This window comes from Halorubrum ejinorense, assembly GCF_055389685.1.
Window position 1 is genome coordinate 2,547,107 of sequence record NZ_AP043777.1, and the last position, 25,334, is coordinate 2,572,440.

A 25,334-nucleotide genomic window follows, 5' to 3' on the forward strand; every position below is an offset into this window, starting at 1 on the left:
GTCGAGCGGAGACGCAGTCGTGCGGTTCCGGCGTCCGGACAGACGCAGGAGACCCGGCCGCCGTTCCACGAGACTTTTTATGCGTTGTGCCGTAAACACAGCTAACTGAATGAGCGGACGAGAACACGGCTCCGACGAGGCCGACCTCGCGTGGTGTCACGAGGCGGTCCAAGGGGTCTCGCGGACTTTCGCGCTGACCGTCGACGTGTTAGAGGAGCCGATGGCCTCGCAGATCTGTGTCGGGTACCTCCTCTGTCGCGTCGCCGACACGGTCGAGGACGCCGGCCACATCCCCCCGGACGCCCAGAGCGACGTGCTACGGACGTACCGGCGAGCGATCGACCCCGACGACGAGACCGACATCGCGGCGTTCCGCGAGGCGGTCGACGAGTGGCTGCCCGAGGAGCGCGACGAGGACTGGACCGTCGTCGCCGAGGCGCCGACGATCGCGGCGACGTTCTCGGAGCTCGACCCGGAGGCACAGGACGCCATCGTCCCCCCGGTGTTGGAGATGGTCGACGGGATGGCGATGTTCGTCGACCGCCACGCGACCAGAGGCGGACTCCGAATCGACGACCGCGACGAGTTAGAGCAGTACTGCTACTACGCGGCCGGGACGGTCGGCAACCTCATCACGAACCTCCTCACCCGAGGCGACATCTCCGAGGAGCGCGCGAATCGGCTGCGGGAGACGGCCGAGGAGTTCGGTCTCCTCCTCCAGCTGGTGAACGTCTCGAAGGACGTGTACGACGACTACACAGAGGAGAACAACGTCTACCTTCCCGCGGAGTGGCTCGAAGCGGAGGGCGTCGACCAAGAGCGCGTCGTCGACCCCGAGAACCGCGAGTCGTCCGCGCGGGTCGTCGGCCGCACCGCCGAGTACGCCCGGTCGTTCCTCGACGACGCGCAGGCGTACCTGGAGACGATGCCGCTCTCGAACGGGAACACGATGGAGGCGTGGACCGTTCCGTACCTGCTCGCCGTCGGCACCCTCCGCGAGCTGGGCGCCCGCCCCGAGGACGCGCTCACCGAGACCGGCGTGAAGGTGTCCAGACAAGAGGTGTTCGCGGTGATGTCCGCCGCCAGCGACGTCGGCCGCGACTCGCTCGCCGAGCTCCGGCAGACGATCGCGCGGACCCCCTTCCACCGTGCGGTCGGGTCGGCCGACTGACCGCCGTTTTTCGGAAGCCGATCGTCGACTGCTCTCGGCGCCTCACAGCCGCGACCGCGCCCGCGACACCGCCGGGACGCGCACACCCGTCGTCTCGCCGAGCGCCTCGGCCGCGCTCAACAGCCACTCCGCGCGCTCGACGCGGGAGTCGAGGTCACCGGGGCCGATCCGGTAGCGCTCGACGAGCTCCTCGACGGTCGCGCCGCCGATCCACTCGTTCAGGATGCGCGCCGTCTTCACCGACTCCAGCCACCCCTCGAAGTCGTCCGGCTCGGTCATGTCCGTGGTCAGGTGGGCAGCGTTGTTCCGGGCGAACCGGTAGATGTCGGCGCGTTCGGCGTTCCCGAGGTAGGTGTCTTGCATGTCCGGCGTGTCGCAGATCACCTCGAAGGCGGTGAGCGTCGTCGCGTCCGGCAGGTCGGCCGCGGCCCGGAGTCCGGCGACGATCCGCTCGCCTGTCTCGGGGCGGACGTACTGCTTGGAGGTCGTCGCACCGACGGGCGTCGCGACGAGCCGGTAGGACTCGACGCCGCCCGTCTCCCGCTCGACCATCCCGGCCGCGACCAGGTCGTCGACCGCGACCGCGACCGCGTCGGCGAGTCCGCCGGCGCCCGTCTCTCGCGCGTAGAACGTCCCCTCGAAGACGTCTAAGATCTCGCTTTCGGTCGCCGCAAACCCCGTCGCGACCGCCGCGAGGACGTGCGTCCGGAGCGCGCCGGGATCGGCGAGCTGCGACTCGACGGCCTCGGGCTCGCCCTCGACGTACCGCTCGTGCACCTCGGCTCGCGTGTCGGCGTCGGCCACGAGAACGGCCTCGCCGTGCGGATCGAGTCCGGGGCGACCGGCGCGGCCGCACATCTGGTGGACTTCGAGGGTCGGGATCCACGACATGCCGCCCTCCGAGTACCGGCGCTGATCGCGGACGACGACGCGGCGCGCGGGGACGTTGACGCCGGCCGCCAGCGTGGGCGTGGCGCAGATACAGGCGACGTTCCGCTCGCGGAACGCCGACTCGACGACCGCTCGGTGGCCCGACCGGAGCCCGGCGTGGTGGAACGCGACGCCGGCCCGCAGGCAGTCCGCGAGCTGCTGGCCCGGGAGCGTTCCGTCCACGTCGGTGGCGTCGTCCGCCGCCGCAGCGGCCGCGTCCTCGATGCCGAGCGCGTCGGCGAGCCCGGCGTCCGCGAGCCGTTCGGCGAGGTCGACCGCCTCGCGACGGGAGCGGACGAAGGCGAGACACTGACCGCCGTCCGCGACCGCGTCGGCCACCAGCGCGGCCGTGACGTCCGTCGAGTCGGGACCCGACTCGTCTCCCGCTCCGCCGTCGCCCACCTCGCCGTCGCTCACCTCGCCGTCGCCCACCTCGCCGTCGGAGTCGGTCACGGCGGCGACGTCAACCGCGTGTGTCGTGCCGTCGTCGAAGGAGACCTCGCCGCCGACCGCGACGCCGGTCCGGAGGTCGACCGGTCGCCACTCGGACTCGACGAGGGCGGCGTCGAGCCAGTCCGCGATAGCCTCGGGGTTGTCCACGGTTGCGGACAGCGCCACCGTCTGGAGGTCGGGGTTCCGGCGCCGGAGCGTCGCGAGCGTCACTTCGAGGGTCGGCCCGCGCCGCTTCGCGCCGAGGAGGTGGACCTCGTCGACGACGACGCAGGCGAGTTCGTCGACCCACGAGGCGCCGTTTCGGATCGCCGAGTCGACCTTCTCGCTCGTGGCGACGACGACGTCGTTGCCCGCGAGCGCCTCACCGGTCGCGTCGAAGTCGCCCGTGGAAATGCCAACGTCGACGCCGGGCAGCGCCGCGAACGTCTCGTACTTCTCGCGCGCGAGCGCGCGGAGCGGACAGACGTACAGCCCGGGGCCGTCCGCGGTCAGCAGCGCGAGCTGCGCGACGAGCGTCTTCCCCGACGCGGTCGGCACCGCCGCGACGACGTCGGCCCCGTCGCAGACGCCCGCGTCGACCGCCGCGCGCTGTGGCGGGTACAGCTCGCGCACGCCGCGCTCGGCGAAGTGGTCGACGACGGACTGGGAGAGCGGTAGGTCCCGGACGCGCATGTGACTTCACTTCGGCCGGATCGGGCATAAAGAGTCGGCGGCGATCCCCCGCACCCAGCGGACGACGGTCGTCGGGTTGGTCGTGTGGTCCAGACCGCACGAGCGACGCGGCTACTCCTCGGTGTCGAAGTCCTGAAAGAGCTTCTCGTAGTCTTCCTCGTCGTCTGCGACCGCGTCGCGCGACTCGTCCGCCTGCTCGCGGAGGGTCTCGATCCGGTCGGTGAGTCGCTGATACTCCTCGTTGTCTGCGAGGTCGGTGGCGCTTTTCTCCGACTCCAGCATCGCCTTCTTCGAGGTCAGCGAGAACAGGTCTTGAACCTCCGAGTCGTACTCACTGCGCCGCAACAGCCCCTCCACGGTCTCTCTGAGGGTGTCGCTGGTGACCGGTTTGACGAGATAGTCGTCGAACCCCATCTCGAGGATGTCGAAGTCGGGCTCGACGGCCGTTACCATCGCGACCCGGCAGTCGATCCCGCGGTCGCGTACGGCGGTGAGGACCTCGTCGCCGGAGAGGCCGGGCATCCGTCGGTCAAGCAGGATCGCGTCGACTTCGTCGTCGACCTCGTCGAGCTGATCGAGGGCCTCGTGGCCGCCGTACGCGGTTCGAACGCGGTACTCGTCGCCGAGCCAAGCGGCGTACAGATCGGCCAGGTCGGGTTCGTCCTCGACCACGAGGACCAGCGGCGGTTGCTCACTCATGGATGACGGGAGCGAGGGGGTGTTCGCTCACACGTTTCGTCTCTCCGCTGGCTATATTAAAATACCTCTTCGACGCGCCGCCCGGACGGCCCGTCCGTCGCCGCGTTCGGGCGACACTCGGACGGCCTCACTCGTTCGGGCTGTAGTTGGGCGCCTCGTCCGTGATCATCACGTCGTGCGGGTGGCTCTCGCTCTGGCCCGCGGTGGAGACGCGGACGAACTCCGCGCGCTCGTGGATATCGGGGACCGTCTCCGCGCCCACGTAGCCCATCCCAGAGCGCATCCCGCCCGTGAGCTGGTGGAGCTCGGAGGCGAGGCTCCCCTTGTAGGGGGTCGCAGCCTCGACGCCCTCGGGGACGAACTCCTCGTCTTCGCTCTCCTCTTTGAGGTAGCGGTCGCCGCCGCCGGACTTCATCGCGCCGACCGAGCCCATCCCGCGGTACTGCTTGTACTTTTTCCCCTGCATCGTGATGACGCGGCCCGGCGCCTCGTCGGTCCCGGCGAAGTACGAGCCGAGCATCACGGCGTCGGCGCCCGCCGCGAGCGCCTTGATGGCGTCGCCGGAGTAGCGGATGCCGCCGTCGGCGATGACGGGCACGTCGTGCTCGGCGGCGACGTCCGCGACCTCCGCGACCGCGGTCATCTGAGGCATCCCGGCGCCGCTGACGACGCGCGTGGTACAGATCGAGCCCGGCCCGATGCCGACCTTCAGCCCGTCGGCGAAGTCGACCGCGGCCTCGGCCGCCTCCCGGGTCCCGACGTTGCCGACGACGACGTCGGCGTCGACGGTCGCTTTGATCGCCTCCGCGGAGTCCAAGACGTTGAGATTGTGCGCGTGTGCGCAGTCGATGAAAATGACGTCGACGCCGGCCTCGTCGGCCGCGACCGCGCGTTCCTCCTCGAAGGGGCCGACGGCGACCCCGGCCAGCAGGCGCCCGTCCTCGTCGCGGGCGGCCTCCTCGTGTTCGCGACGCTGCAGGACGCCCTGCATGGTGACGAGCCCGACGAGGCGGTCGTCGTCGACGATGGGGACTCGCTCTATCTTGTGGTCGTACATCAGTTCGAGCGCCTCGCGCGCGTCGACCTCCTCCGGGGCCGTGATGACCTCGTCGGTCATCGCCTCGCGGACCGCGTCGTCCTCGCCGACCTCCAGGTACGGACGGATGTCGGTACCGGAGATGATTCCCAGGACGGTGTCGTCGTCGGCCACGACCGGCGCGCCGGAGACGCCCTCGCGCTCCATCAGCGCGTCGGCCTCACGGACGGTGTCGTCCGGCGAGACGGTGACGACGTTCTCGCGGCGGATGACGAGTTCGTGCGCGCGCTTGACGCGCTCGACCTCTGCGGCCGTCTCCTCGACGGTCATGTTGCGGTGGAGGACGCCGAGGCCGCCCTCGCGGGACATCGCGATGGCGAGGTCGCTCTCGGTGACGGTGTCCATCGCGGCCGACAACACGGGGACGGTGAGTTCGACGTTCTTCGACACGCGGGTGCTCAGGTCGGCGTCGTCGGGCTCGACCCGACTCTCCTTCGGACGGAGCAACACGTCGTCGAACGTCAGCGCTTCCGGAACCTCGAGTTTCTCTGAGAATCGGCCAGAATCTGTCGCCATATAAGTCGTCATGAACGCCCGATAAAAAGCGTTGCGAGACGGCACAGACGTGGAGTTTGATTACAATCGAATCGTCGTTGTGTACACGATAGTGGGCATTTATCGGGGCGAAACGCGATCGGGACGGAAGCGGTCGGTCGGGGACCGGCGGGGGCGGCCGGCCGACCGAGACGAGGGGGGACGCCGAGAGATGATCGAAGAAGAGCGGAGCGAGTTGACGTATCGTCGTTCGAACGTCCGTTTTTCCGTTGATCCTTCGTGTCGTGCGGACACGTCTCACACAACCTTTAACGCGACCGAAACACGTATATCTGGTATGGACTCCGACAGTCCCGTGAACGCGGGTATCGCCGGCCAGTCGAACGCCGACCTCGGCGTCCGCTTTACAGCCGGCAATTCGCGCAAACGCTTTACATGGGCTCGTCGGACCCGCGGCGTGGACTCCGCGTGCTGGTCCCTCAGTCATCGCGAGTCGCACGCGTCCCACCGTCTCCCCGCTGGTCAGGGCTATCGCCCCTAAATGAGCGTTTCACGCCATCCGGTTGCCCTCCGATTAGAAGAGCAGGTCGGGAGCGCGACGAAGCTGCTCGCGACCGTCATGGTGCTGCCGCTCGTCGACGGCATCTTCCCCGCGTTAGTCGTGGCCGGCGTACTCGGATCGGCGTCGGGGGTCGTCGAGACCGGGATCCTGATCTTCGGCGGGTCGGCGACCGCCGCGGTGATCCTCGCGGAGATGGACGGCTCGCGCCGGGAGATGGTCGCCTCCGTGTTGATCATCGGCGCGGTCATCATCCCCCTCGCCGCCGTCGAGGCCGCGCTCGCGCCCACGCTGGAAAGCGTCCTCGATCTGCCCGTCTTCGAGCGGTTCGCCGGACTGGTCATCCTGACTATCGCCGCCAAGACCGCCAGCTCGGAGATCGGCGAGCACCTGCCGAGTCCGGGCGTGATCATCGGGCTCGGGTTCGTCGCGAGCTTCAAGCCGTCCGGTTTCATGCTGGAGACGTCGACGGAGTACGTGGTCAACGGCACCGCGGCCGCCGCGGTCGGCGTGGCGTTCGCGCTGTCGATCGCGCTGCTCTCGCCGCACCTCCGCGGCCGCGTCGACATCGATCGGTTCCGGTTCGGCTCGGCGGTCGCCCTGGGCGTGCTGGCGCTGCCGATCCTGCTCGGCCCGTTCAACCTCATGCAGACCGAGGCGCCGATCGCGCTCGCGGTCCTCGCGGTGACGACCCTGTTCGCGTACGACCCGAACGCGGGCGGGACGGAGTCGGCAGGCGAAGACGACGCGCCGGACGACGGCGACGACGACGAGCCGGCGGCCGAATCTGGCGATTCGGCCGGCGGAGCGTCGGACGGCAGCGACGACGGTTCCGTCGAGGAGTCGCCGAGCGATCCCCCGCTCGACGCTCCGCCCGAGGGACCGACTCCCATCGTCGACGACGACGTGGCCGTCTTGGCCAACGGCGGCGAGGAACGCGGGACCGACGACGAGGGGTCGGATCCCTTCACGGACGACGACTCCCGGGCGCCGTGGCTGTGAGCTGGGGCCGTGAGCGGTAGGTCGGTCCTCGTGTACAGTTCCGACCCCTCGTCGGTCGCGGTGCGTCTCGTCCGTCTCGTTTCGCCGGCCGCGCGTGTCGCCGGGGTTTAGGTACTCGACGCCGAACGACGTGTATGTCGAACCGCGTCGTTCAGGGGCGGATGGTGACGCCCGAGAAGCTCGCAGAGCTGGTCGAGGGCGACTCCGTGCTCGAGGCCGAATCGATCGCCGACGCCGACCGCGACTGCCCGGAGTGCGGCGGCGACGTCATCTCCGTCGGCTACATGCCGAGCGTGACGGAGTTCGTCACCGGTTACAAGTGTCAAGAGTGCGATTGGAGCGCCGACGACCGGGAGTGATCACGTCGTCGGCGTCTCGATGAGGGGCAGAGGCGCTCGCTTTCGGCGTCACGGGGAGCGTGCCGCCGTCTCCCGATCGCGTTCGATCGAAACCCCTTTATCCGCGTTTCGGCAACCGTTGAATGCGAGATCACGCGGGGCTGTGGCCAAGCCAGGCATGGCGACTGACTCCAGAGGCCACGCCCGGGACGACACTCCAGACTGATATACCGAGCGGCCGACTGATCATCGGTCGTGTTGACGACCCTCTGGAGTTCCGAGGCGTACCGGAGATATCAGTCGATCGGGGGTTCAAATCCCTCCGGCCCCATTTTCTGCCACGGCGAACGACACCTAGAGCGGCGGCGTCGCGTCGAGAATTGACTCGGATCAGAGCGCGTTATCGACGCGAGACGATCCGTGCGGCCAGAACGCCGACGGCGGCGATCATCCCCGCCATGGCGAGGTACAGCGCGAGTCCGATCGTCTCGCCGTTGGCGGCGTTAAGCCCTGCTAAGTACAGGAACACCACGGCGACGGCGGTGTGGAGCGCGAACACGGCGGACGGGGCGTTCGCCCCGAGGTCGAATCCGATGTTCATGTAGGTGGCTTCGGCCACGATCGGAAAAAGTGGTCCGGTCGGACCGCAAGAGGGCGCCAGCGGTCGACCCGGTCGCCACACTAAAGCGACCGGCCGCGAGGCGAGTGGAAAAGCGTCCGGGCTGCTCGCACGCTTACGGAGAATCGAGGAGAAAGCCTCGCGCTTTAGCGCGGGGATGAATCCGACACTACCCTTCACAGTCCACCGTTCGATGGCACGGCTGGATATTCCACGCTGAGCAAATACACAGCTTCAAGTAAGTTAGTCTACATAGATTACGTATGGCGAAACAGGTCGTTACCCGCACCTATACTGCTTCCATACGGGACCAGTCTCGGGTGCAAGACGACCTTGATTCGCTCGGGTTCGCAGCCAGTAAGCTCTGGAACGTCGGACGGTGGACGTGTAGTCGGATCTGGGATAAAATCGATCACATCCCGAACCACAACGAACTCACCACGTACCTCAAAACCCACGAACGCTATGATGACCTGCATTCGCAGTCAAGTCAGCGAGTCCTTCAAGAACTCGCTGAGGCGTTCAACGGCTGGTACGGCAAACGACGTAACGGAGACACGAGAGCGAACCCGCCCGGCTACCGTAAACGCGGCGACGAACACCCGCGTTCCACAGTCACGTTCAAAGCCGCTGGCTTCAAACTCGACACCCAGTACAACCGCGTCCGACTCTCAAAAGGATCGAACTTGAAAGAGTACTGGTCGGATTTTGTCCTGTGTAAGTACCGGACTCGCCCCGACGTTGACCTCTCCGCCGTGGAGAACGTCCAACAAGCCAAGATTGTCTGGACAGGCAACGAGTGGGAACTACATTTCGTCTGTAAGGTCAAGATCGACGTGGGTGATGGCCCCGGTGAGAAGACGGTGGGTGTTGATCTCGGTATTAACAACTTTGCCGCGCTCGCGTATGAAGACGGTCACAGCGAGCTGTACCCGCTGAACTGCTTGAAACAGGACGACTACTACTTCAGCAAGCGAATCGCTCGGTGCGACGACTCGAATTCCGAGCAGGCCACCCGGCTGAACCAGAAGAAGTCGGCTCGCCGTACCCACTACTTCCACACACTCTCGAAACATATCGTCCAGCGGTGTGTTGACGAGGAGGTTGGAACTATCGTGGTGGGAGATCTCTCCGGCATCCGTGAGGATGAGGAGAACGACAGGTCGAAGGACTGGGGCAAGCACGGAAATCTTGATCTACACTCGTGGGCGTTCGACCGTTTCACAGACCTTCTCGAATACAAAGCCGAAATGGAAGGTATCACGGTTGAACAAGTGTCTGAGCAGGATACCTCGAAGTCGTGTTCGTGCTGTGGTCGGAAGCGTGAAGCCAACCGTGTTGAACGCGGACTGTATGTCTGCGATGAGTGCGGGACAGTAGCGAACGCAGATGTGAACGGGGCTGAGAACATTCGGCAGAAAGTATCTCCAAGTCCCGCCACGGATGGCGGTGATAGGAGTAACGGCTGGTTGGCACAGCCATCGACGTTCTTGTTTGACAAGGAAACTGGTGCGTTCGCACCTCAAGAACAGATCACGTCGTAAACCACAATATCCCAACCCAGCGGTGCGGTGCCGTGGGAATCCTCGCGCTTCAGCGCGGGGAGGGTGTCAAAGCACGTCGCCGATCCGGACCGGCTCGCCGTCCAACTCCGGGTCCTCGGCGACGATGGTCAGGACTTCGTGGTCGGTGACGTCGCGGTACGACTTCCCGGTCGCCTCCTCTATCAGCGTCTTCTCTAGTTCGAACTCGGTTCCCCGATAAACGACGTCGACGCCGCGGTCGGTGAACGTCAGGTCGGTGCTCATGGTTCCGAGTAGTTTACACGAGGTGATAAGGAACACGCACTGTCGGGGGCGGCCGCCGGGTGTCGGACTCCGGTGCCGGCCCTGTCCCGCGCGCCGAGGGCCTCAGGTCGCGTCGCAGGCGGCGTCGTAGCCGGACTCGCAGAGTCGTTCGAGCATCTCGCAGGCCTGTCCGTTCCCGCTCGCGCAGAGCCGGCGCGCGAGCGCGACCGTCGCGGCGGAGGCGTCCTCGCCGCGGTCGTCTGCCGCGGCGTCATCGGTTCTGTCGAATCGACCACCGGGGCGTCCGCGGCTCCGACGACGGGAGCGCGTTCGACGGCCGGATCGAGGGGTTCGGTTGCGTTTCCGTGCCATACAGTATCAAAGCGGGTGGCGGAAAATAAATCCGAACCGAGTGTGCGACCGATACGCACACCCACGGTCAGTTAGCGTTGTCCGTGTTCCGGCTTTTTGAGCGCGTTAGCGGCCGCAAGCGGACGTTTCAGTCGTCGTCGCCGTCGCGCATCTCGGAGAGGCGGCCGACGAGGTCGTCGGTGTCGGCGTCGCCCTCGATCGACACCTCGCCGTCGTGGTCGTTCTCGTGGACGTTCACCGCGTCGTCCTCGTCGGTGTCGACGTCTTGGTCTTTCTGTTCGCTCTCGTCGTACGATCCAAATCCCATACGCGTCTCTTCGGGGGCGCACTGAAAAGCGCAGCGGCATCCGGGGCGTGCGGGAGTCGTTGACGACCGAACCCGGACGCGTCCGACGCTCGTCCGACGCCCCGTACCGTTTATACCCGCGGGGCGACTGCTCCCCGGTGTGTCGCTGCGAGGAGACGGACCGATAGACGAGCTCGCGATCCCTTCGGGGACGACCGTCGAGGAGCACGACCTCGTCGTCGACGGCGACGTGCTCGTGGGCGGGCAGTCGACGGTCGAGCTCGGCGTTCGCGGCCGCAACGTCGCGATCGGCGAGCGCGTGAGCGTCGCCAACGACATCGAGGCCGAGGGCGACTGCCGGCTCGACACTTGGTGTTCCGTCGACGGGAACGTGTTGGTCGGCGAGGACGCCTACCTCGGCGAACGCGTCACCGTCACCGGTCGTCTGATGGTCTCTGGCGACTTGGACATCGGCGACGACGTGACGATCGAGGAGGGGTTCGAGGCCAACGGCTGGATCGTCATCCGGAACCCCGTACCGACCATCGTCTTCTACTTCATCGTCCTCTCGCAGCTGCTGCGCGTCGGCGAGACCGACGCCGCCGGCGAACTGGCGGAGGCGCTCGCGGACGGCGACGACGTCCGCGACCCACTGTTGGTCCCGCGGAGCGCCGAGATATCCGACGACGCCTGGCGCGTGTCGACCCCGGCGACGGTCGGCGACGACTGCCGGCTCCACGGCAACCTCCGCGCGGAGTCGATCCGCGTCGGCGAGCGCAACGAGGTGTTCGGTTCGCTGCGCGCCCGTGACGACGTTACCGTCGGCGCGGGCACCGTGATCCACGGCGACGTGACCACCCGCGGCGGGACCGTGACCGTCGAGGCCGGCGCGCGCGTACTCGGCGACGTGTCCGCCGGCGACCTCGTGGTGTACGACGGCGCGGAGATTCAGGGTACCCTCCGGGCGCGCGGGGAAATGAAACTAGTCCAGGAGACGGCCGACGAGGACGACCAGTCGGGCGACGCCGAGGCCGAGGACGCGGACGACACCGAGAGTGCCGAGTCAGGGAGCTCCGAGGCCAACGAGGCGGCCGATACCGAGGCAGACGACGTCGAATCCGTAGATTCCGACGACGGTGAGGCGGGCGACGAGACCGCGGACGCGTCGGCGGACGAGACCGCGACGGTGAAGCCCGACGCCGGAGCGGACGCGGCCGGGACCGCCGCGGACGAGTCCTGACCCGGACGGACGGCGAGGCCGGGTACGTCGTCGGCAGCGGCGGCGTCGTTCAGGAGCTGACGCCCGACGAACGGTTCGTCCTCGAAACGCCGACCGGCGAGAACCTCAACGCGGTCGACGGAGACGCCGCCGTCGTCGGGTCCAGCGGAATCGTTCGAAGCCGGTAGCGACGCTCCGCCGCGCGGTCCGTCGCCGCCTCAGCTTTCGGGTCCATCGGGGCCGGCGACGAACACCTCGTCGTCGAGCGCCTCGCAGACGGCGTCCGCGAGCGCTCGGAGGTTGACCGCGTCCTCGCGGTTGTACGAGACGAGCGTCGACAGGGCGTCCTCGTCGCCGCGCTCGTACTCCCGCCAGAGCCGGACCGCGTCGCGCCCGGAGATGTCGGGACGGTCGCGGTCGATGCCGAGCTCCTTCTCGATCGGTTTCAGTCCGCCCGAGAGGCCGACTCGCTTCGCGGGGTACATCAGGTCGAGGTGCGGCGTGTCGACGTCGAGGTCGAAGGAGGTCTCCAGGAACGGCACGTCGAAGCGCGCGCCGTTGAACGTCGCGAGCAGACTGGCGTCCGCGAACTGCTCGCGGAGCCGCCGCGCGGTGAGGTCGTCGCCCGCGACGAGCGTCGTCGTCTCGCCGCCCTGATGAAAGCTCACCGTGGTGACCCGGTCGCGCCGCTCGTCGAGGCCGGTCGTCTCGATGTCGAAGAAGCAGGTCTCCTCGCGGAAGTTCTCGTAGAGCCGCCAGCGCTCCCCCGAGGGGAACTCTCGGTCGAAGTAAGCGGCGTCGCCGTCGTCGAGGCGCGCGAGCGCCTCCGCGATGAACGACTCGATCCGGTCCGCGGTCGTCGAGCCGAGTCCGGGCACGTCGACGCCGGAGTCGAACGCGTCCCACGTCGTGACCCCTCGCTCCCAGAGGCGTCGTTCGGTCGTCTCGCCCACCCCCTCGACGGGGATGAAGCTGTTCTCGATGCGCATGTCCGTTCCGGAGCGACGCGCGGTGAAAAAGTCGACGGGAGCGTCGGCGCGGTCACCGACGGGAAAGGCTAACACGGTCCAAGCCCGAGACGAAGCGTGACCGATGGGGACCGAGAGATGAGCGAGGACGTGACCGACGGGGACCGAGGGATGAGCGAGGACGACCGGACGGGGCGCGGCGCGGACGGCGTGGCGCTGATCGGCCACCGCGGCTGCGCCGCCCAGTACCCGGAGAACACGGTGGCGGCGATAGCGCGCGCGTCGCCGCACGTCGACGCCGTCGAGGTCGACGTCCGGCGCTGCGGGAGCGGCGAACTCGTCGTCTGCCACGACGCCGAACTCGACCGGCTGACCGGGGTCACCGGTCGCGTCGCCGACACCGACTGGGACGAACTCCGCGAGCTGACGGTCCTCGACTCGGACGAACCGATCCCGCGGCTCGGCGAGGCGCTGGCCGCCGTGCCGGACGGGACCGCGGTCAACGTCGAACTCAAGGAGGCGGCGGTCGCCGCCGACGCGCTCGAAGTCGCTCGCGGCGCGGACGCGGCGGTGTGGTTCTCGTCGTTTCTCTCGGGGGCACTGGAGTCGCTTCGGGAGCGCGCTCCGGAGACCGACCGGGCGCTGCTCGTCGCCGACAGCGGTCCGGAGCGCGCGGTCGGTCGCGCGGTCGACCTCGGCTGCGTCGCGGTTCACCCCGCCATCGACCTCGCGACCGAGCCGGGCTACGTCGAGGCGGCACACGAGGCCGGACTGGCGGTGAACGCGTGGACCGCGGTCGACGGCGCGGACGCGGCGCGGCTCCTCCGGGCCGGCGTCGACGGGGTTATCGCCGACCGGTGGGACGTGTTCGGGGACCGAGACTGAGGCGGCCGGCGGTCGGTCGCCCCGTCAGAGGGGCAGGTGAGTCGCCTGCGAGGCGACCACGAGCCACGTCACGAGCAGGGCGTTGAGGACGGCCCCCACCCACGCGCGGCCGGTCCGGTGGAAACTGTACGTCGAGACCGCGCCCACGCCGACCAGCACGCCGACGAACTGGAAGGCGATGATGGTCTGGAGCGCGGTGAGCGGCACCGGGAGGGCGCCGGTCGCGAACAGGTACCCGTACTGGACGCCGAGGAAGGCGACGAAGGGACCGGCGAGTAGCGCGACGTTCTCGGCGAGCGCCCGCCGGAGCGACTCGGTCGTCGCCGCGGTCCGGAGTCGGCCGTGGAGCAGGACCTCCAGCGCCACGAAAAAGGCGAGGAACGCCGGGAAGTAGCCGAGACCGACTCGCAGGTGGAGCGCGCTCGGGAGCTTCAACGCGAGGAGCCACGCCCGGAAGTCGAGCCGGAAGACCGCGTCGAACGCGAAAAGCAGCGCGAGCAGCGCGAGCGCGACGCCGCCGGCGATCGCGGCCGACCTGGCCAGCGTCCCGACGCCGTCGCCGGTGTCGAGCCCGTATCGGGCTCGCGCGTCGGCGAGCGTCCGGTCGCTACGGAGGTGCCAGACGCCGACGAGGGCGGCGATGATCGCCGCGTTCCCCAGCATCCACACGGCGATCCCGTTCGTCTCGTTTTGCGGCGTCAGCGCGGTCACCGGGAGCCCCTGTCTCCCGAGGAGCATCAGCGGGTAGTAGGTCACCACCGGGAGGAGCGCGGTCAGGGCGACCGAGAGCCCCCAGCCGCGATCACGCTCCGCGACCGGTTCCGGGAGGGGCCGCGTCGCCGACGCGAGGGGCCCCGTTCCGGACAGCGTCCCGATCACCGGGAAGAGGAACAGGAAGCCGCCGAAGAGCGAGACGGCGGTGCCGAGTTCCTTCCAGTGCCATATCTGGTCGTCCGGGTCGAGCGTCGTGTCACCGCCCGTGGTCCGCTGGATCCACTCCACGACGTGGGCGACGGCGGTGGGCGAGTGGTGCGTTCCGGGGTGGGTCGTCGAGGGCTGGTAGAGGGCCCTGGCGGTCCCCGCCTCGAAGTCGCCGTAGATCCGGCCGGTCTCGATCCGCTCGTCCGTGCCGAAGACGTTCTGAAGCTTCTCGCTTCCCGGCGTGGCCGGCGCGGACTCGGTTCCCCACATCAGTCGGTGGAACTCGTCGTACTCGGCGTACACCACGCCGAGGTTCCGCGGGAAGGTCGCGTTACCGGTCGGCGCGCCGGACGACCCGGTAGCGGACCCGGCGAGAACCATCGACTCGTACGAGTCCGGATGCGCGGCGGCCGCCGCGACCGACGCCCACCCGCCCATCGAGTGGCCTTCGATCGCGATCCGGTCGGGGTCGACGAGTTCGTGTTCCGAGAGGTACTCGAGCGCGGGCGGACCGCCCCAGCCCTGCGAGAACGCCGGCGGGTCGGAGTAGCCGTGCCCCGTCTGGTCGATGGCCAACACGACGTGACCTCGTCTGGCCAGTTCGATCGCGAACGGGGCCTGCGTCTCCTTGCTGTTGATGTACCCGTGGATCGCGAGCACTCCCGGGGCCAGGTCGTCCGCCGCGGCCTCGGGCGGGACGTAGAGGTACCCGTCGATCGTTCCCTGTTCCGTCTCGATCTGTGTCTCTTGGATCGTCACGTCGCCGCCGGCGGTGTGACCCCACCACCCCACGACGCCGCCGACGAGAACCAACCCGATCGCTGCGCCAAACAGTACGAGCGTTCTCTTGTTCATCTTTATCGACAACCGTAGGTTAATCATGAATATTAATTATATAAAAAGGTGGGCGAAACGGACGCTCCCCGGATTAACCGACCCGAGAGGGCCGCCGTACCGCGACAGAGGCAATGAAGGCGAAGGGCCTCGGTCCCGACTCACTCCGGCTCACTGAGAGGCCGAGTCACACGCGGCAGAACGGGCGACCCGCCTGGCGGTGACCGGCCGCGAAAGCGTCGTGCCGCGTCACGAATTTAACTGTCCGCCGCCCTACCGTCGTCTCATGTGTGGCCGCTACACCCTCTTCACCCCCGCCGCCGACCTCGCGGCGCGGTTCGACGCCGACTTCGGCGCCCGCGAGCCGAGCTACAACTGCGCGCCGGGACAGTCGCTTCCCGTGATCACCGACGAGGACCCGGACGAGGCGTCGCGGATGACGTGGGGGCTGACCCCGTCGTGGGCCGACGAGTCGTTCGACCTCATCAACGCCCGCGCCGAGACGGTCCGCGAGAAGCGGAGCTTCGCCGACGCCTTCGAGCGGCGGCGCTGTCTCGTCCCGGCCGACGGGTTCTACGAGTGGGTCGGCGGGGACCGCGGCTCGGGAAAGACGCCCTACCGCGTCGCCTTCGACGACGACCGGCCGTTCGCGATGGCCGGTCTCTACGAGCGGTGGGAGCCGCCGACGCCGGAGACGACCCAGACCGGACTCGACGCCTTCGGCGGCGGGAGCGAGGGCGACGAGGACACCGACGACCCGGAGGTCGTCGAGTCGTTCGCGATCGTGACCACCGAGCCGAACGACCTCGTCGCCGACCTCCATCACCGCATGGCGGTGATCCTCGATCCCGACGCGGGCGAGGAGGCGGCGTGGCTCCGAGGTGACGCGGACGAAGCGGCCGCCCTCCTCGACCCGTACCCGAGCGACGACCTCACGGCGCACCCGGTGTCGACGCGAGTGAACTCGCCGAGCGTCGACGGGCCCGAGCTGATCGAACAGCCCTGAGAACGCGGCGGTGTCGGTCACGGCCGCCTCGTGGACGCGGTGGCCGAGTCCGGCGCGGTCGGTTTGAAAGGGGCTCAGGCGGCCAGCGAGATGTCCAGGTACAGCATGATGATGACGCCTGCCATGAGCCCGAGCGTCGACGTGCGCTCGAACCCGCTCCTGTGCGTCTCGGGGATGATTTCGTCCGAGATCACGAACAACATCGCCCCCGCGGCGAACCCCATTGCGTACGGGAGCAGCGGTTCGATCGTCGCGACGGCGACGGCCCCGAGGACCGCTAACGGTATCTCGACGACGCCCGCCCGAATCCCGGCGACGGCGGCGTACAGCCGACGGTCGAGGCCGGCGTTTATCGCGGCCACGGAGACGGCCAACCCCTCGGGGACGTTCTGGAAGCCGATCGCGAGCATCAACGACAGCGCGCTCCCGAGCTGCGCCGGATCCCCCGCGGCCGCGCCGAACCCGACGCCGACGGCTAACCCCTCGGGCATGTTGTGTAGCGTGATAGCCAAGATGAACAGGACCACTCCGGCCACCCGCTGGTCGGAGACCGGAAGCGTCTCGCTCGGCTTCGCCGCGTCCGTTCGACGGGCCCCGGTCAACAGATAGTGTGCGTGGGGGACGAGTGCGTCCGCCCGGTCGAGAAACAGCGCGCCGATGCCCACGCCGACAAGCGTTGGAATGGGGTTTCCGCCGGAGTACTCCTCGATACCGGGGATTATGAGGCTGGTGAAGGCCGCCGCGAGCATCACGCCGGCCGCGAACCCGAGCAACCCGTTGAGGGCCCGTTCGGACGGGTCCCGCCAGACGAGGATAAGCGACGCGCCGAAGAGGTTCAAGAAAGCGATGACGATACCGCCGGCGAGCGCCTGCACCACTGGTGATGTCCCGACGACACGGACGAACGTCTCGGTGAGTCCAAACGCCATTACACGCCGTTTATCCATGAGGTGCTTATACCTATGCGCGTCGTTCGGACGAGGTTGGCACCGACGCTGACGGTGCGAACAGATCTAGCATCGCGGTGGGCGCCGAGAACGTCACGTTATTCGGCAATTCGGGGCGGTGAAGCTGTGAGAGACGCGTTCCGCAACCGAGCGCCGCGGCCGGTTCAGGACGCGACCAGATCGACGACCGTCTCGTCGTCGACGACGACGTTGTACGCGCCCTCGTCCTCGTTCCAGAGGACGAGCCCGTTCTCGACGAAGACGACCGCGCCGTAGCCGGCCTCCCGTAGGTCGCGGTTCAGCGCGGTCTCCCGCGTACAGACGAGGTAGTGGTCGGTCGCCTGCGAGCCGTCGCCGACGCGGTAGAGCGCGTTGTCGCCCTCGCTCAGGTCGTGACTCAGCTTCACCGCGAGCAGGTTCACCCGGTCGGTGACGTGGCGCTCCGACTCGGCCATGCGCGCGCATCGCTCCGCGCTCGCCTCGATGTCCACCCGACGTTTCCCGTCGGGGCGGAGGATCGAGTAGGCGAACTGGACGTCGACGTTGACGAACTCACCCGGCTCGTCGGTCGTGCCGCGGGCAGCGGCCTCGTCGAGCCGCCGCTGGAACGGCGGGACCGCGAGGTCTGGCGCGATGTCGAACGACCAGCCCGGGTCGCTCGGTATCGCGTCCGGCCACAGCCGCAAGGTCGGGGAGTAGATCTCGGCGTCGCGTCCCGGATCGCCGCCGGAGGCGACGACTTCGCGCTCGATCTGACGGAGCCCGATGGCGGTGTTGCGGTCGGCGGGCGCGAAGGCGACGAGACTCCCGTCGGACGCGAGCGCGTCGAGCGCCGCGTCCGCGACCGCGACCGCGTCGTCGAGCTCGGAGAGCACGTTCCCGAAGAACACGAGATCGAAGGGCTCCTCCGTCGCGGAGTCGGCCGCGTCGCCCTTCTCCGTCCCGAGGAACGCCTCGGCGGTCGTCTCGTGGACCGTCGCGCGGAAGTTGGGGCCAGTCTCCTCCAGCAGTCGGTCGAGGACGCCCGTCGCGTCGCTCGGCTCGACGGCGTGGTACTCGACGGCGGCGTCGTCCGGGAGGTAGTCGTGGAGGCCGAGGGCGGGGCCGCCGACGCCCGCGCCGACGTCGAGGACGCGGAGCGTCCGGTCGAGCAGCCCGTTCTCGGCGAGGTCGTCGAGGACGTATCCGACGGTCGCGTAGTAGGCCGGGAGGTGGTAGATGGCGTAGCCGAGCGCCGCGACCCGGTCGTACTCCACGTCGTTCTCGTAGAGGTAGTCGGCCTTCAGCTGGCGGACGCGCTCGCGGAGCGCCTCGCCGGAGTCCCCGCGGTGCCAGTTGGCGCCGTACTCCGCGACGAGGAGGTCCTCGAGCGCGAACGAATACCGCTCCGGGAGCGCTTCGGGCTCCCAGTTCGGCGGGTCGATCGGCCCCGCTTCGATCGGGACGAACCGCCCGTCCTCGCGCTCGCGGAGCCGGAGGTCGAACGCCTCCTCGCGGAGGGTCTCGCGGACGACCGCCGGGTGCGGCGTCCCCTCGATGTACTCGGCGATCTCCTCGGGGTCGATCGGTCTGACGTTTCGCAGGTAGTTCGCGTTGTTCCGGACCGCTGTTCTGTCGATCATGGGTTACTCGTGTCGGTCTCGCGCGTCGCCGTCGCCGCGGGCGCGCTCGTAGAGGGCGGTGAACGCCGCCTCGTCCGCCGCGGCGATCTCGGCCGCGGCGTCGGCCAGCTCGTCGGCGCCGTCGAAGGCGCGCTGTATCTCGGCGTACACCGCGGGCGACCCCTCGGTGACGGTGTCGGCGACGTCGTCGAGCGCGGCCGACACGGGCGTGTGGAACTCCTCGCGGACCTCGCTCCCGGCGAGTCGCCACGCCAGCACCGCGGCGTGTGCCCCCGCCTGAACCGTCTCCATCGCCTCGTCGTGTTCGGTCGCGGTCGTCTCGAAGACCTCGTTGCCGCCGGCCTCGATCGACTCGGTGATCGCCTCGACCGCGGGGCCGCCGGCGTCGACGACGACCGCGACGTTCCCCGGAACGCGCGGCGGCGCGAACAGCGGGTGGTAGCTCGCGCGTTCGAGCCCGGGGGCGTGTGCTCCCATCGCGTCGATCGCGTCGGTCATCTCGCCGGAGACGTCGACGATCGCCCGCTCCGCGCGGGGCGCGTACGCCTCGACCGCGGCCGGGACCGCCGACATCGGCACCGCGAGACAGACGACGTCGTGGACGGTGTCCCCGTCGGCGGCAACCGTTCGCGCGTCGCGTCCGTCGGCGGCGTCGGCCGCGACGGCCGTGTCGCGGTCGGCGAACGCGACGCTCACGTCGGCGGGCGCGGCGTCGGCCGAGACGGTGTCGGCGACCCAGCGCCCGATCTCACCGGCGCCGACGACGAGGAGGTCCATCGGTTACGCGAACGCAGGTGACGCGCCCGGTAAAAGGACTCGCCTCGGCGCGGACGGGAACGGCGACGGGATCGCACGCGCGGCGCGCTCAGCTCTCCGCGCCGAGTCGGCCGAGGACGCCGGGGCCGGGAGAGAGAGACCGGACCGCCGGGAGCAGCGCGAGCGCGATCCCGAACTCCAGCCCCCCGACGGCGAGGAACGCCGGCGTGTAGCCGAACGCGTCGGTCGCGCTCCCGCCGATGAGGAAACCGGTCAGGAAGCCGAGCGAGCCGAACACGTTGAACAGGCCCATCGCCGCGCCCCGGACCTCGGGGGCGACGAGGTCGGTGACGAGCGCCATCGTGGCCGGGGCCATCAGCGCGCCGCAGACCCCGACGAGCACCATCAGCCCCGCGGCGATCGGATAGACGGGCGCCACACCGACGCCGACGGTGACGACGCCGTACGCGAGCGACCCGGCCACCACGGGGAGGAAGCGCCCGATCCGGTCCGAGAGCGCGCCGAACGGCGACTGAAGCAGCGCGAAGGGGACGAAAAAGAGCGCGAGCGTCGCGCCCGCGCCGGCCGCCGACAGGCCGAACGTCGCCGGGTCCTGGAAGTAGTACACGCCGACCAAGGCGAAGAAGCCGGCCGTGAGGCGGTCGACGAAGCCGAACGCGAGCGGAACGAGGAGGCCGGGGGTCGTCCGCACGCGGGCGAGCACGTCGCGGAAGCCTGCCGTCTCCGCGGCGCCGCTGGCGCTCGTCGCGTCGGCCGACGCGGGCCGCCGGTCGTCGACGGTCGCGGCGAGCAGCCCCGCCGCGGCCAGCACGACCGCGCCGGCGTACACCGGGTACAGCGGACCCAGATCGGCGAGAAACCCGCCGACGACCGACCCGACCGCCGCGCCGAGCCCGATCGCGAGCCCGGCGGCGCCCATGTTCCGGCCGTTGCCGCCGCGCAGGTCCATCAGCAGCGTGATCGACAGCGAGAACGCGGCGATGGTGAGCGCGCCGCCGACCGCTCGGACGAGGAGCGCGGCCTCGAAGCCGAGCCCGAGCCCGGGCAGCGAGGCGAGCGCGACGTACGAGGCCGCGCCGCCGAACGCGCCCACGACGATCAGGGGGACCCGCTCTCCGAGCGCGTCCGAGAGCGCGCCCCAGACGACGGCGAACGTCACGAACGCGCCGAACTCGGCGACGAGAAACCACATCCCGGCGTCGATGCCGGCGGGCGCGCCGAGCGCGACGACGAGGTCCGGCACGCCCGGGTAGAGGAGGACCTGCGAGATCAGCACCGCGAGGACGACCGCGCCGAGTCGCCGGCGGTCCGCGGCGTCGGCCGCGGCTCCGTCGGCGGACGGGTCGGCGTGCCGGTCGTCGCTCATCGGCTTATAAAAGGCGGCGAACGGGCAAAAGATCGACGCTCCGAGGCGTGCGTTTCCGACGCCGACTCGGACGCACTCGAAAGCCGGCCCGCGTTCAGAGCTCGGACTCGATCGCTTCCGCGATCGTCTCGGACCCGTACCCCCCCTGGACCACGTTCCCGTTCACGAAGACGGCCGGAGTTCCCGAGACCCCCATCGACCTGCCCTCGGAGCGGTCGCTCTGGGTGGCCTCCTCGTACGTCGCGAACTTCGCGTCGGTCATCGCCGCGCAGGGGTCGACGCCCGCCGCTTCGGCCGCCGCGCCGAGCGCCTCGCCGCTGTAGTTCCCCTGCGACTCGTAGGCCGCGCCGGCGAACTCGAAGAAGGCCTCGTCGCCGTTTCGAGCGCCCACGCCGCGGGCCGCGCTGGCCACCGGGACCGCCCACGTCTCGTTGACCGGGATCGGGAAGTCCCAGTGCTGGTAGTGGACATCGCCGGTGTCGACGTACTCCTCGCGGATCGTCGGGAAGTGGTTGAGGGTGTAGCTCGCGCAGTGGCCGCAGGTGAAGTCCTCGAACACCTGTACGGTCACGTCGGCGTCGGGATCCCCGAGCGTCGGCCGGTAGTCGAGGTCGGGATCGGCCGGATCGGAGAGTGAACAGTCGTACGATCCCGTATCGAGGCTGAGATCGGTTTCGGCGTCACCGCCGTCGCCGCCGTCGCTACCACCGTCAACGCCGCCACCACCGTCACCGCCGTCACCACCGCCGAGACAGCCGGCGGCGCCGACGACGCCGATCGTCGCACCAGCCGCGAGCAGTGACCGCCGCGTGCGTTCCATAGTCTCGATCGGTCGGGAACGCACTTAACCACACCGTGACTGCCGCGCGGGCACCCGTCGAGGGCAGCGATATCCTCGCACGGCGGTCGCCCGGCTCCCGAACGCTTTTGCCGTCGCCTGTCGACCCCCACGTATGAGCGACTGGGACCTCGACCTGCGGGACGCCGAGGGCCGGATGGACGAGGCGTTCGCTGGCGCCGGCGACGTCGTCCTCGGCGTCTTGGACGGCACGACCGACCCGGAGGAGTGGGTCCGTAGCGTCGACTACGGCAACACGCTCGTCTTGTCGATCGACGGCGACCTCAACGAGCTCGCCGCGGGCTTCGCGCGCGACGTGAAGGACATGGACGGCGACCTGATGCACTTCCGCGGCTTCCTCGTCGTGACGCCGCCCGGCGTGAACATCGACACCGATCGGCTGAGCGGCTCTCGCGGTGACGCGAACGGTCCCGGCGGAGACGGGGGAGACGCCGGCGAGACCGACGGTGAGGAGACCGACGGTGAGGAGGCCGACGGCAACGGCGTCGAAAACGGTGAATCAGGGGGCGACGAGACGGCGAACGACGGGGACGACAGCGCGGACACCGGCGAGAACTGAGCGGCCGCCTCGGCGGCTCGATACGGCTCACCGCGCGGTCGGCTCCGGTTACCCCTCGCCGACCATCCGGTCTTCCTCCTCCCACTCGCGTTCTCGCAGTTCGTACTTCTGGATCTTGCCGGTCGCGGTCGTCGGCAGCTCCTCGACGAACTCCACCTCGCCGGGGGTCTTGTAGTCGGCGACGCGGTCGCGGACGAACGACCTGAGATCCTCGGGCGTCGCGCCCGCGTCGTCGGGGTCGCCGCTCTCCGGGACGACGAACGCCTTCGGGGTCTCGCCCCACCGCTCGTCGGGCGCGGGGATGACGGCGACGTCGGAGACCACGTCGTGTTCGAAGAGGGTGTCCTCCAGTTCGATCGAGGAGATGTTCTCCCCGCCGGAGATGATGATGTCCTTCTTGCGGTCCTGGATCGAGACGAAGCCGTTCTCGTCGACGACGGCCAGATCGCCCATGTGGTAGTACCCCTCCAGCCGCTCCGAGAAGGCGGCCTCGGTGGCCTCGGGCTTGTTCCAGTAGCGGTCCATCACCTGGTTGCCGCGGACGACGATCTCGCCGATCGTCTCGCCGTCGCGGGCCACGTCCTCGCCGTTCTCGTCGACGACGCGCACGTTGGTGCCGAGGTAGCCGATCCCCTGCGTCTTCTTGACCGAGAACCGGTCGGCGGCGTCGTCCTCGTAGTAGCGCTTCGCGTCAGAGGTCGTCACGAGCGGCCCCGTCTCGGTCGCGCCGTACACGTGTTTGAGGTCCCAGCCGAACTCCTCCTCGACGGTCCGGATCGTCGCTTCCGGCGGGGCGGCGCCCGCGGTGGCGACCCGCACGTCGTTGGCGCCGGTCGTCGCGCCGCCGCGGTCGGCGTAGTGGTCGCCGAGCATGTTGAGCACGGTCGGCGCCGCACAGAAGTACGAGACGTCCTCGGTCCGGACCCGGTCGAAGACGCTCTCGACGTCGACGCCGCGGGTACAGACGTGGCGGGCGCCCATGCCCGTGATCGCGTAGATGTGTCCCCAGCCGTTGACGTGGAACATCGGGAGCGTCCAGAGGTACACGTCGTCGTCGGTGATCTCCTGATGGATCGCGATGAGGTACGCGTGGAGCGTCTCGGCGCGGTGCGTGCGACAGACGCCTTTCGGGTCGCCCGTCGTCCCAGAGGTGTAGTTGATCGTTATCACCTCGTCTTCGTCCATCTCCGGACGCTCGTACGCGTCCGGGTCGGCGTCGTCGAGCGCCGCGTCGAACGACTCCCAGTCGCCGTCGACGGCGTCGGCGTCGTTCGTGAGGAACGTCTCGGTCGGCACCTCGTCGCGGACCGCCTCGACGTTCGCGGCGTACTCGGCGTCGGCGTAAATGGCGTCGACGCCGGCGTCCGAGAGCATGTACGCGAAGTCGTCCGGCGTGAGCCGGTAGTTCAGCGGCGTGTGGATCGCCCCGACCTGCATGGCGCCGTAGGCGGCCTCCAAGTGGTAGTGGGTGTTCGGGTCCAACACCGCGACGCGGTCGCCCTTCTCGATACCGCGTTCCTGGAGCGCGGCCGAGAATCGATCGGCGCGTTCGCCGAGTTCCGCGTAGGTGTATCGCGTCCCGTCGACCGCGAGGACGGCTTCCTCGTCGCCGTAGTGTCGACGCGCCCGGTCCAAGAAGTCCGTCGTCAGCAGCGGCTTGTGCATCGTCTATCACTATCGATGATGTGTGAAATCGTTTGCGGCCGGCGCAAGGGACCGGGCAGGCGCGGGACCCTTTTACCGTCGCCCGTCGATCGTGAGAGGATGAGCGACGAGTCCGGCGGGTCGGCGGTCACCGAGGGGTACGTGGTCCCGATCGCGGGACTCGTGGCGTTCATGTTCGCGCTGATGGCGGGGTTGACCGCGGGGCGCGCGCTCTCGGGAGACCCGGCCGACGTCGCCGTCCCCGTGGGCTTCGGCGCCATCTCCCTCCTCGCGCTGCGGATCCGTACCAAGGCCGTGGCGGCGCGGGAAGCGAACGGGTCCGACGACGCGGGCGAGGAGTGACCGGCTGACGCGCTCGGGAACGCGGACGCTCGTGAACGAAGCGGCCGTGAAGCGGAGGTCCGGAGGATTCGTGCCCCGGCGCGGGTGGCCGACCGTCGCGAACGCGTGGACGAATCGCATACCGGCGTCGGGATCAGAACCCTTAACAGTCGCACGCAATTGTGCTACGATAGCGGGATGGGATAGCCAGGAGATTCCGCCGGGCTCATAACCCGGAGATCGGTAGTTCAAATCTACCTCCCGCTACTTCTCTCCGACACCGCCGTCGTCGTCGGCCGCGATGTACTCTCGGCTTAAAGAGTCAGTCCGAGACGACGAGCACGGCGAAAGCGATCCGGAGCCGGGCGGTATGGCCCGGACGGGGTTTCAGGACCCCGCCCGACAGGTGACCGAGATCGTTCGATTCCCCGTGCCGCCGAAGACGACCGCCTCGACGTCGTTCCCCCGGACCTCGACCGTCACGGACAACTGCTCGGCCTCGAAGGCGTCCTCGCACCCGGCTTCTGCCACGATCGCTTCGGATCTCGATTCGCCCGGTGAGATGCCCGACGGTAAGGTCCGGACGGTGACGTTGAGACCGTCTGGCTTCCGATCGATCTCGATACCGGTGACGTCGATGTCGACGCCGAACCGATTCGTCAAGGTGACGAGCGTCACGGTCTCGCTCTCGTTTGCTACGCTTCCGTTAGTCGCGTCGCCGCCGGCGTCGATCACGATCTCGTCGGGCGAGTCGTAGCCGACGTACGCGCGCTCGTCGGGAGCGGTCGCGACCGTCAGTTCGCGGTCCGTCGTCGCCGAGGAGAACCCGGCGGTGCCGGCGAGGGCGAGCACTAGCCCGCCCGCGAGCAGCCCGGTAGCGAGCGCTCGGAGAACGCCGGTCATGAC

At 68.9% G+C, this 25,334-nt stretch carries 25 protein-coding genes, 2 tRNA genes and 1 pseudogene; 12 read left to right on the forward strand and 16 right to left on the reverse strand.

Translation table 11 applies throughout. The annotated features are described in order from the left end of the window. The first annotated feature begins 109 nt into the window (after positions 1–109). Positions 110–1,171, forward strand: a complete 1,062-nt coding sequence (locus ACZ5KW_RS14110; RefSeq protein ID WP_343780887.1) for a phytoene/squalene synthase family protein — start codon at positions 110–112, stop codon at positions 1,169–1,171. Positions 1,172–1,213: 42 nt separating this feature from the next. Here ACZ5KW_RS14110 and ACZ5KW_RS14115 read toward each other — a convergent pair whose 3' ends face one another. The 3 genes from ACZ5KW_RS14115 to guaB form a co-directional block, all read right to left on the reverse strand. After that, on the reverse strand, positions 1,214–3,226 hold the full coding sequence (locus ACZ5KW_RS14115) for a DEAD/DEAH box helicase (RefSeq protein ID WP_343780884.1): 2,013 nt from the start codon (positions 3,224–3,226) through the stop codon (positions 1,214–1,216). Between the two features lie 111 nt (positions 3,227–3,337). Next, on the reverse strand, positions 3,338–3,925 hold the full coding sequence (locus tag ACZ5KW_RS14120; RefSeq protein WP_343780882.1) for a HalX domain-containing protein: 588 nt from the start codon (positions 3,923–3,925) through the stop codon (positions 3,338–3,340). A gap of 127 nt (positions 3,926–4,052) precedes the next feature. Then, a complete protein-coding gene (gene guaB, locus ACZ5KW_RS14125) occupies positions 4,053–5,537 on the reverse strand; it encodes an IMP dehydrogenase (RefSeq protein ID WP_343780881.1) in 1,485 nt (494 codons plus the stop codon). Positions 5,538–5,853: 316 nt separating this feature from the next. Here guaB and ACZ5KW_RS14130 point away from each other — a divergent pair, with 316 nt between their 5' ends. The 4 genes from ACZ5KW_RS14130 (at position 5,854) to ACZ5KW_RS14145 (ending at position 7,746) form a co-directional block, all read left to right on the forward strand. Next, positions 5,854–6,057 (forward strand): DUF8099 family protein, encoded by a 204-nt coding sequence (locus ACZ5KW_RS14130; protein ID WP_464388574.1) that lies wholly within the window; start codon positions 5,854–5,856, stop codon positions 6,055–6,057. Then, positions 6,058–7,077, forward strand: coding sequence for a DUF5794 domain-containing protein (locus ACZ5KW_RS14135; protein ID WP_343780879.1), 1,020 nt, complete (start codon positions 6,058–6,060; stop codon positions 7,075–7,077). It abuts the gene before it with no gap. A gap of 134 nt (positions 7,078–7,211) precedes the next feature. Next, positions 7,212–7,436, forward strand: a complete 225-nt coding sequence (locus ACZ5KW_RS14140; RefSeq protein WP_343780877.1) for a DUF5795 family protein — start codon at positions 7,212–7,214, stop codon at positions 7,434–7,436. Positions 7,437–7,572: 136 nt separating this feature from the next. Continuing rightward, positions 7,573–7,746: transfer RNA gene (locus tag ACZ5KW_RS14145), tRNA-Trp, on the forward strand. 69 nt (positions 7,747–7,815) lie between these two features. Here the strand turns inward: ACZ5KW_RS14145 and ACZ5KW_RS14150 are convergent. Then, positions 7,816–8,016, reverse strand: a complete 201-nt coding sequence (locus tag ACZ5KW_RS14150) for a hypothetical protein (protein ID WP_343780874.1) — start codon at positions 8,014–8,016, stop codon at positions 7,816–7,818. A gap of 281 nt (positions 8,017–8,297) precedes the next feature. Here ACZ5KW_RS14150 and ACZ5KW_RS14155 point away from each other — a divergent pair, with 281 nt between their 5' ends. After that, positions 8,298–9,578: an RNA-guided endonuclease InsQ/TnpB family protein gene (locus tag ACZ5KW_RS14155; protein ID WP_343780872.1), complete on the forward strand. Its 1,281-nt coding sequence runs from the start codon at positions 8,298–8,300 to the stop codon at positions 9,576–9,578. A 66-nt stretch (positions 9,579–9,644) separates the two neighbouring features. Here ACZ5KW_RS14155 and ACZ5KW_RS14160 read toward each other — a convergent pair whose 3' ends face one another. The 3 genes from ACZ5KW_RS14160 to ACZ5KW_RS14170 form a co-directional block, all read right to left on the reverse strand. Further along, a complete protein-coding gene (locus ACZ5KW_RS14160) occupies positions 9,645–9,842 on the reverse strand; it encodes a DUF5800 family protein (protein WP_343780870.1) in 198 nt (65 codons plus the stop codon). A 102-nt stretch (positions 9,843–9,944) separates the two neighbouring features. After that, on the reverse strand, positions 9,945–10,193 hold the full coding sequence (locus ACZ5KW_RS14165) for a hypothetical protein (RefSeq protein ID WP_343780867.1): 249 nt from the start codon (positions 10,191–10,193) through the stop codon (positions 9,945–9,947). Positions 10,194–10,320: 127 nt separating this feature from the next. Next, a complete protein-coding gene (locus ACZ5KW_RS14170) occupies positions 10,321–10,500 on the reverse strand; it encodes a DUF5786 family protein (RefSeq protein ID WP_343780865.1) in 180 nt (59 codons plus the stop codon). Between the two features lie 139 nt (positions 10,501–10,639). On the opposite strand from ACZ5KW_RS14170, the gene ACZ5KW_RS14175 reads away from it, so the two are divergent. Further along, a complete protein-coding gene (locus ACZ5KW_RS14175) occupies positions 10,640–11,719 on the forward strand; it encodes a polymer-forming cytoskeletal protein (protein ID WP_343780863.1) in 1,080 nt (359 codons plus the stop codon). Positions 11,720–11,916: 197 nt separating this feature from the next. On the opposite strand, the gene ACZ5KW_RS14180 is transcribed toward ACZ5KW_RS14175, so the two are convergent. Continuing rightward, a complete protein-coding gene (locus ACZ5KW_RS14180) occupies positions 11,917–12,687 on the reverse strand; it encodes a ribonuclease H-like domain-containing protein (RefSeq protein ID WP_343780861.1) in 771 nt (256 codons plus the stop codon). 150 nt (positions 12,688–12,837) lie between these two features. Between ACZ5KW_RS14180 and ACZ5KW_RS14185 the strand changes: the two genes are divergently transcribed. Further along, positions 12,838–13,551: a glycerophosphodiester phosphodiesterase gene (locus ACZ5KW_RS14185; protein WP_343781001.1), complete on the forward strand. Its 714-nt coding sequence runs from the start codon at positions 12,838–12,840 to the stop codon at positions 13,549–13,551. 24 nt (positions 13,552–13,575) lie between these two features. Here the strand turns inward: ACZ5KW_RS14185 and ACZ5KW_RS14190 are convergent, their stop codons facing one another. After that, positions 13,576–15,327: an alpha/beta hydrolase family protein gene (locus ACZ5KW_RS14190; RefSeq protein WP_343780859.1), complete on the reverse strand. Its 1,752-nt coding sequence runs from the start codon at positions 15,325–15,327 to the stop codon at positions 13,576–13,578. Positions 15,328–15,592: 265 nt separating this feature from the next. Here ACZ5KW_RS14190 and ACZ5KW_RS14195 point away from each other — a divergent pair, with 265 nt between their 5' ends. After that, a complete protein-coding gene (locus ACZ5KW_RS14195; protein WP_343780856.1) occupies positions 15,593–16,312 on the forward strand; it encodes an SOS response-associated peptidase in 720 nt (239 codons plus the stop codon). Positions 16,313–16,386: 74 nt separating this feature from the next. On the opposite strand, the gene ACZ5KW_RS14200 is transcribed toward ACZ5KW_RS14195, so the two are convergent. The 5 genes from ACZ5KW_RS14200 to ACZ5KW_RS14220 form a co-directional block, all read right to left on the reverse strand. Further along, complete coding sequence (locus tag ACZ5KW_RS14200) at positions 16,387–17,241, reverse strand: ZIP family metal transporter (RefSeq protein ID WP_343780854.1); 855 nt, start codon at positions 17,239–17,241, stop codon at positions 16,387–16,389. Between the two features lie 182 nt (positions 17,242–17,423). Beyond that, positions 17,424–18,881: a small ribosomal subunit Rsm22 family protein gene (locus tag ACZ5KW_RS14205; RefSeq protein ID WP_343780852.1), complete on the reverse strand. Its 1,458-nt coding sequence runs from the start codon at positions 18,879–18,881 to the stop codon at positions 17,424–17,426. 3 nt (positions 18,882–18,884) lie between these two features. Then, entirely contained in the window at positions 18,885–19,658 is a 774-nt protein-coding gene (locus ACZ5KW_RS14210) for a prephenate dehydrogenase (RefSeq protein WP_343780850.1), read from the reverse strand. Between the two features lie 88 nt (positions 19,659–19,746). Beyond that, positions 19,747–21,024 carry an MFS transporter gene (locus tag ACZ5KW_RS14215; RefSeq protein WP_343780848.1) on the reverse strand — a complete coding sequence of 426 codons (1,278 nt, stop codon included), beginning with the start codon at positions 21,022–21,024 and terminating at the stop codon, positions 19,747–19,749. Between the two features lie 94 nt (positions 21,025–21,118). Then, positions 21,119–21,844 (reverse strand): DsbA family protein, encoded by a 726-nt coding sequence (locus ACZ5KW_RS14220; protein ID WP_343780846.1) that lies wholly within the window; start codon positions 21,842–21,844, stop codon positions 21,119–21,121. 133 nt (positions 21,845–21,977) lie between these two features. Between ACZ5KW_RS14220 and ACZ5KW_RS14225 the strand changes: the two are divergent. Beyond that, a pseudogene (locus ACZ5KW_RS14225) lies at positions 21,978–22,355 on the forward strand (DUF5779 family protein); the annotation flags it as partial. A 135-nt stretch (positions 22,356–22,490) separates the two neighbouring features. Here ACZ5KW_RS14225 and ACZ5KW_RS14230 read toward each other — a convergent pair. Next, entirely contained in the window at positions 22,491–24,107 is a 1,617-nt protein-coding gene (locus ACZ5KW_RS14230; RefSeq protein WP_343780841.1) for a long-chain-fatty-acid--CoA ligase, read from the reverse strand. Positions 24,108–24,206: 99 nt separating this feature from the next. Here ACZ5KW_RS14230 and ACZ5KW_RS14235 point away from each other — a divergent pair, with 99 nt between their 5' ends. Together ACZ5KW_RS14235 and ACZ5KW_RS14240 are read left to right on the forward strand one after the other, a co-directional pair. Then, positions 24,207–24,449, forward strand: a complete 243-nt coding sequence (locus tag ACZ5KW_RS14235; RefSeq protein WP_343780838.1) for a hypothetical protein — start codon at positions 24,207–24,209, stop codon at positions 24,447–24,449. Positions 24,450–24,620: 171 nt separating this feature from the next. Further along, positions 24,621–24,695: transfer RNA gene (locus ACZ5KW_RS14240), tRNA-Met, on the forward strand. Between the two features lie 120 nt (positions 24,696–24,815). Here the strand turns inward: ACZ5KW_RS14240 and ACZ5KW_RS14245 are convergent. Continuing rightward, the gene (locus ACZ5KW_RS14245; protein ID WP_343780836.1) at positions 24,816–25,331 is read right to left on the reverse strand and encodes a hypothetical protein; all 516 of its coding nucleotides are present in this window, start codon (positions 25,329–25,331) and stop codon (positions 24,816–24,818) included. Positions 25,332–25,334 lie beyond the last annotated feature (3 nt).

Bases quoted from the DNA above. Each gene is read 5' to 3' on its own strand.
- ACZ5KW_RS14110 (WP_343780887.1), top strand. From the start codon at position 110: ATGAGCGGACGAGAACACGGCTCCGACGAGGCCGACCTCGCGTGGTGT.
- ACZ5KW_RS14115 (WP_343780884.1), bottom strand. From the start codon at position 3,226: ATGCGCGTCCGGGACCTACCGCTCTCCCAGTCCGTCGTCGACCACTTC.
- ACZ5KW_RS14120 (WP_343780882.1), bottom strand. From the start codon at position 3,925: ATGAGTGAGCAACCGCCGCTGGTCCTCGTGGTCGAGGACGAACCCGAC.
- guaB (WP_343780881.1), bottom strand. From the start codon at position 5,537: ATGGCGACAGATTCTGGCCGATTCTCAGAGAAACTCGAGGTTCCGGAA.
- ACZ5KW_RS14130 (WP_464388574.1), top strand. From the start codon at position 5,854: ATGGACTCCGACAGTCCCGTGAACGCGGGTATCGCCGGCCAGTCGAAC.
- ACZ5KW_RS14135 (WP_343780879.1), top strand. From the start codon at position 6,058: ATGAGCGTTTCACGCCATCCGGTTGCCCTCCGATTAGAAGAGCAGGTC.
- ACZ5KW_RS14140 (WP_343780877.1), top strand. From the start codon at position 7,212: ATGTCGAACCGCGTCGTTCAGGGGCGGATGGTGACGCCCGAGAAGCTC.
- ACZ5KW_RS14150 (WP_343780874.1), bottom strand. From the start codon at position 8,016: ATGAACATCGGATTCGACCTCGGGGCGAACGCCCCGTCCGCCGTGTTC.
- ACZ5KW_RS14155 (WP_343780872.1), top strand. From the start codon at position 8,298: ATGGCGAAACAGGTCGTTACCCGCACCTATACTGCTTCCATACGGGAC.
- ACZ5KW_RS14160 (WP_343780870.1), bottom strand. From the start codon at position 9,842: ATGAGCACCGACCTGACGTTCACCGACCGCGGCGTCGACGTCGTTTAT.
- ACZ5KW_RS14165 (WP_343780867.1), bottom strand. From the start codon at position 10,193: ATGGCACGGAAACGCAACCGAACCCCTCGATCCGGCCGTCGAACGCGC.
- ACZ5KW_RS14170 (WP_343780865.1), bottom strand. From the start codon at position 10,500: ATGGGATTTGGATCGTACGACGAGAGCGAACAGAAAGACCAAGACGTC.
- ACZ5KW_RS14180 (WP_343780861.1), bottom strand. From the start codon at position 12,687: ATGCGCATCGAGAACAGCTTCATCCCCGTCGAGGGGGTGGGCGAGACG.
- ACZ5KW_RS14185 (WP_343781001.1), top strand. From the start codon at position 12,838: ATGAGCGAGGACGACCGGACGGGGCGCGGCGCGGACGGCGTGGCGCTG.
- ACZ5KW_RS14190 (WP_343780859.1), bottom strand. From the start codon at position 15,327: ATGAACAAGAGAACGCTCGTACTGTTTGGCGCAGCGATCGGGTTGGTT.
- ACZ5KW_RS14195 (WP_343780856.1), top strand. From the start codon at position 15,593: ATGTGTGGCCGCTACACCCTCTTCACCCCCGCCGCCGACCTCGCGGCG.
- ACZ5KW_RS14200 (WP_343780854.1), bottom strand. From the start codon at position 17,241: ATGGCGTTTGGACTCACCGAGACGTTCGTCCGTGTCGTCGGGACATCA.
- ACZ5KW_RS14205 (WP_343780852.1), bottom strand. From the start codon at position 18,881: ATGATCGACAGAACAGCGGTCCGGAACAACGCGAACTACCTGCGAAAC.
- ACZ5KW_RS14210 (WP_343780850.1), bottom strand. From the start codon at position 19,658: ATGGACCTCCTCGTCGTCGGCGCCGGTGAGATCGGGCGCTGGGTCGCC.
- ACZ5KW_RS14215 (WP_343780848.1), bottom strand. From the start codon at position 21,024: ATGAGCGACGACCGGCACGCCGACCCGTCCGCCGACGGAGCCGCGGCC.
- ACZ5KW_RS14220 (WP_343780846.1), bottom strand. From the start codon at position 21,844: ATGGAACGCACGCGGCGGTCACTGCTCGCGGCTGGTGCGACGATCGGC.
- ACZ5KW_RS14230 (WP_343780841.1), bottom strand. From the start codon at position 24,107: ATGCACAAGCCGCTGCTGACGACGGACTTCTTGGACCGGGCGCGTCGA.
- ACZ5KW_RS14235 (WP_343780838.1), top strand. From the start codon at position 24,207: ATGAGCGACGAGTCCGGCGGGTCGGCGGTCACCGAGGGGTACGTGGTC.
- ACZ5KW_RS14245 (WP_343780836.1), bottom strand. From the start codon at position 25,331: ATGACCGGCGTTCTCCGAGCGCTCGCTACCGGGCTGCTCGCGGGCGGG.